Raw genomic sequence first — 1,158 nt, forward strand, 5'->3', positions numbered from 1 at the left:
CCAGGCATTCTGCCAACCGTCTTTTGCTACGCTAGGATTTGCTACATCGACTGACTTTAACCACCGCTCAGCCTTTTGGTTCAATACCGCGCGTCTGGAGTTCCTTACGCAGAACACGCTTTATCCACGTAGCCAATGTCTTGTCGCCATCTTTATGGGCTTGTTCTTCTAATTGCGCACGAAACTCGTGGGACAGTCGAATTTGATACTGGTCTGTTTTGGATTTTTCACTTGACATTGTAATTACAAATTCCATAGCATGGTATAGTTGTAATTACACCGCAATTACATGGTGTTTTGCAACAGTAAAGAGCGAAGCCCGGCAGTGCTAGGAACACTAACCGGGCTTCTGACCACAACATTATGAGGACTAATGCTATGGCTGACACCGATAGTAACACGGGCGCGTCTTATCAATCACTGCCGGATTATGAGAACCGTTACTCCGCCATGAGTGCCGCTCTGGCTCGTCTGGACTTTTCACACATGAGCAATGATGAACTCTCTCAGGTCACTGAGTATTGCGCTGAAACACAGGCCGGACTTTGCCATTGCCTGAATTTCATTGGCGATGCGCTGATTACCTTTGCCGATAATGACGTGTGTGAATCGACACCGGAAAGCTTGTGCCAATTGGGGCATGGACTAACCGCAATCAGTCTACTTATCCCTGCCCTTACCACGATGCACAAACGCGCACATTCACCCGCCGCCAGATAGTCATCTGAATATGTTCTGCCTGATTAAAGCTCTGCCGTTAGGTCAGAGCTTTTTTGCTTTCATGGCTGAATAACCATAATTCTTCCTAACCGATATTGAGTTGTTTGCAGGCAACACCGCCCTTTCCCGATAGCCTTCCCTACTGGCTAATTCCAGCATGGGAGAATACATGCCAACACGTTTTATTTTCGCAACGCTGACCGCGCTCAACAGACCATCCAGCCACGACGCAGAACGCGACGGAGTTAGGCGGTTGAATGCCTGCGCCTCGCGGGCACTCAACCGTGGCGTGAGGCGAGTAAATTCAATTTCACAGAAATTGCTAATTTGCGTCGCCCGAACCCATCGGCGAGCGTTTCCCCCAAGGGAAACCGAGCAGGCCGGGGGGAGCCGAATAAATTTTGCCGCCCCAGCGAGCAAAAAGACGCGCCCACGCGT

1 protein-coding gene and 1 pseudogene are annotated in these 1,158 nt (G+C 50.1%); one reads left to right on the forward strand and one right to left on the reverse strand.

What is annotated here, in order from left to right:
- Positions 1-378 precede the first annotated feature (378 nt).
- On the forward strand, positions 379-720 hold the full coding sequence (locus K7X24_RS21890; RefSeq protein WP_224558273.1) for a hypothetical protein: 342 nt from the start codon (positions 379-381) through the stop codon (positions 718-720).
- A 42-nt stretch (positions 721-762) separates the two neighbouring features.
- Here the strand turns inward: K7X24_RS21890 and K7X24_RS21895 are convergent.
- A pseudogene (locus K7X24_RS21895) lies at positions 763-1,158 on the reverse strand (hypothetical protein); the annotation flags it as partial.

This window comes from Pectobacterium versatile (genome assembly GCF_020166435.1).
GTDB lineage: Bacteria > Pseudomonadota > Gammaproteobacteria > Enterobacterales > Enterobacteriaceae > Pectobacterium > Pectobacterium versatile.

Bases quoted from the DNA above. Each gene is read 5' to 3' on its own strand.
- K7X24_RS21890 (WP_224558273.1), top strand. From the start codon at position 379: ATGGCTGACACCGATAGTAACACGGGCGCGTCTTATCAATCACTGCCG.